2 protein-coding genes are annotated in these 3,871 nt (G+C 33.1%); both read right to left on the minus strand.

Annotated features, from left to right (window positions below; genetic code table 11):
• The coding region (locus tag ACJ5GX_RS07030; protein WP_495292845.1) for a hypothetical protein at positions 1-651 on the minus strand (651 nt) is incomplete at its 3' end.
• An 851-nt stretch (positions 652-1,502) separates the two neighbouring features.
• Entirely contained in the window at positions 1,503-3,824 is a 2,322-nt protein-coding gene (gene polA / locus ACJ5GX_RS07035; RefSeq protein WP_495292846.1) for a DNA polymerase I, read from the minus strand.
• Between the last annotated feature and the right edge of the window lie 47 nt (positions 3,825-3,871).

A 3,871-nucleotide genomic window follows, 5' to 3' on the forward strand; every position in this document is an offset into this window, starting at 1 on the left:
TCCTCCCTTTACAGCAAATATTGTACCAATAACAGCAGCAACTATCGCAAGTGTAGTAGGACCAAAAATTAATATTGAAGCAATGGAAAAAAGAATAGGAAGAAAAACCTTACGTAAGCACTTTGTTACCATCTCTTGATCACTAAGTAGTGGTTCATCCTCTTCTTTTTTATCTCCACCTAAAAATGGTATTTTTTCTTTCACTCCATCCATAAAGGAGCCAGAAATATTTTTCGGGTCTATTTTTATTCCCAATGGGAACCCAACAAGTTTTATTAGTAAATCTTTAGCTTCTGTACCACGTACATCATCTAAGCATTCCTCTACTACTTGCTTTACTTTACTATCTTCCTCTCCAGCCAATTTTTTCTCTCTAACTTCTTTAAATATAGAAAGTAAAAACTGACAAAAATTCTCTTCACTGAGTGGTCTTATTTTTTCCGGATTGACATTAGTTAGTAGTATCTTCTTATAAGCTAATATAAAATAATCAGTTATTCCTTTGCTCTCCTTTAATTTGGCTTTAACTTCTAATACTTTTACAAAGTAATCGTAAATTTCCTTATGTTCCTTCTTGAAGAGCATCTCATTTTGCCCGGTCACCTGAGTAGATGACTCTAAAGGCTTATTTTTTGCTTTTGGAACTGTCATAACGATCTATTTGTACTAACCTATGCTATAATTATAGCATATTTTTCGCATTAATTCAAATTTCTTAGAACCTGTCTTGAAAGGGAAAAAAGAAAAGAATAAAGCAAGAAATAGAAAAGTAACAAATGATAAGGGAATGTAAAAAATTGCTTCCATATATTTTAAATCTGATTATAATTACAGTTAGAGATATTTTAAGAGCTCAAAATCTATCTTTGTCTGCAGACTTTTCAGTCAAATTTTTAATCAAAAAGCGTAGCGTATCTTCTTTAGTGCATGTAAATATGCTTAATCTCTGTTGTATGTGCGCTGCACTTTTTTCTAATCTTTTTTTTACACAGGGGGATTTTATGTCCAGAATTCCAGATATTTGACCCTTACTTTAGCTAAAAACCAATAGGCGCCTATTGTTTAACGCTAATTAAAATAAAAATTTTTCTAATATATAGAAAAATCACTGTTTACTGAAAACGGTGCAAGAAAGCTGCTAATGTCACAGAATTTTAGGTAAACGTTGTTTGCTTAACGTGCTCTCCTTACTTCAAGAACTCTTTAATATGACTACTATTATACTTGCGAAATTAACCACTCAAGGCATCCGTTCAGGGGTGTGGCAAAATAAGGTAAAAGTGAATTTACAACAATAAGGCAGTGCCCAGACACTGGAATCCAGCCTTTTGTAGTCTCATTGAAAGCGTTGCTTTTAATATCTATGATTAGGTTGCTTGTGAGCACCAGTGTCAAGCACTGGGATGACATTACTTTTGCTTCAATATTTACACATTAGCCATGCATCTGAACAGATACTACTTAAGTCCTTTCAAGACAGGTTCTTAGGGTCTACGGTATAATTAAGAAAAGCCCCAGTTGTCGCTAATTTTTATTTCTACTTCAAGTGGTATAGAAATTTCTACTGCATTTTCCATTATATCTTTCATAAGTTTTGCTGTTTCTTGCACTCTGCTCTCTTCCACTTCTACAAGTAATTCATCATGAACCTGGAGGATTATTTTACCTGACTTTAACTGATCAAAAAGCCGAATCATCGCGCGTTTTATTATATCAGCGGCAGTTCCCTGCAGTGGTGCATTTATTGCTGCCCTTTCTGCAAATTGTCTTAGATAAGGAATTTTATTGTTGATGTCTCTTACAAAACATCTTCTACCAAACAAAGTCTCTACATAACCATGATTTCTCGCGATAGATACTGCTTTTTCCATATAGACCTTTATTTCTGGGTAACAAGAAAAATAGTAATTAATGTATTCAGCAGCCTCTTGAAAGGTAATGCCAAGTCGCTTTGCAAGGCCAAATGGACTAATGCCATATATAATGCCAAAATTAATGGTTTTTGCTTTGCGTCTTAATTGCTCATCTATTTCTTGCACTCCAAAAACTTGTCTTGCAGTGATATCATGAATATCTTGCCTGTTTGCAAAAGCTTCTTTAAATGCGGTAACATTTGCAACGTGTGCCAGGAGTTTTAATTCTATTTGTGAATAGTCGGCAGAAATTATCTTGCAACCTTTTGGTGCAATAAATGCTTGTCTGATGAAATTTCCTTCTTCGCTCCTGATAGGAATATTCTGCAAGTTAGGGTTGCTCGAGCTCAGCCTTCCAGTTGCAGTCACAGTTGTTGAGAAACTTGTGTGTATTCTACCATCAATAGGATCAACTTGCTTTATTAGCGCATCAGTGTAGGTACCCTTTAATTTACTTAAATGTCGCCAATTTAAAATTTTACTTGCAATTTCTACCCCTTCTTCTTCAAGAGCCTCTAGAACTTCATAATTAGTGCTATACGACCCAGATTTTGACTTTTTCTTTTTACTTAGCTCCATTTTATTAAACAAAACATCACTTAATTGTTTTGGCGATGCAATGTTGAATTTTTCTCCTGCTAAATTATGTATATCGTTTTCAAGTACAGCAATTAGCTGCTCAAACTTATCAGACAATTCCTGTAGTTTTTGAATATTGAGCAGTATTCCATTTTGCTCCATATCAAATATTACTTTCATGAGAGGTCTATCAAAGCGCTCGTAAATCGTAAAAAGTTTTTCCTGAAATAATCTTTGTGTCAGTTTCTCATGGATCGCTATTAAAATTTTTGCCGAGAAAGTTTCTACATTTTTACTTAAATTGTGTGCAATTATGTTTGGAATGCTGTGATCATGCTTACCTGTGTCAAGGCTGTATGAAATGATCATCAGGTCATCAATTGAGTCTAGCACTCTCTCTATTGTAGGAAATATTTCTCTGATCTTTCTAATATCATGTACTATTTTAAGCACCCCATTTGAAAATAAAGTTGAATTTATTATAGTAAGTGCATCTTGTAGGCAGCTTTGATCTATGTAGAAAATATTATCCTCACTACAATATAAGGAGATTTTGTTCAATCTATTGTTTTCAAAGTGGCAATGAATTGCAATTTTACCTTCATATCTGCAATGCTCCAAAAATTTTTCTAATTCTTCACTACTATATTCTATTTTCTCTTTTGTGCTAGATCCACTATAAGAAAAGAGCTTTTCTACTTTTCCTATCAATGAATTAAATTCATATTTCTTCAAAAAGGATAACAATTTTTCCATATTTGGAGGATGGACTTCATATTTTACAATATCATGTTGAAGATCTACTTTTTTGCATAGTGACAAAAGTTCTCTTGAAATTAGTGCTTTTTCCTTATGCTCAGTAAGAATATTACGAACTCTTGTTTGCTCAATGTTATTGATGTTTTCTATAATGTTATCCAACGAATCAAATTTATCCAGCAATTTAGCTGCAGTTTTTGGGCCTATTCCTGGAACACCTGGAATGTTATCAGATGCATCTCCAGTTAGAGAAAATAAATCAAGAAGCTTATTTGAATTTACACCAAATTTTTCTATCACTTGTTTTTCATCTACGTATATATTTTTGATAGGATCAAATATTAGAATGTTGTAATTCAAAAGTTGAAATAAGTCTTTATCTGATGAGACTACTACTACTTTAAAGTCTTCGTGGTTGGCATATTTTGCAGCTAGTGTTGCAATTATGTCATCTGCTTCATAGCCTTCAATCTCTTCATAGCTGAAGTTAAAAGCTTCTACCGCTTCTCTCAGTATTGTAAATTGTGGAATTAGATCGATCCTATCAAAAATATATACGTAGATGAAAAACAAGTGATAGAAAAATTTGGTGTAAATTCAAATAAGCTTCTTGATTTATT

This window comes from Wolbachia endosymbiont of Tuta absoluta (genome assembly GCF_059414725.1).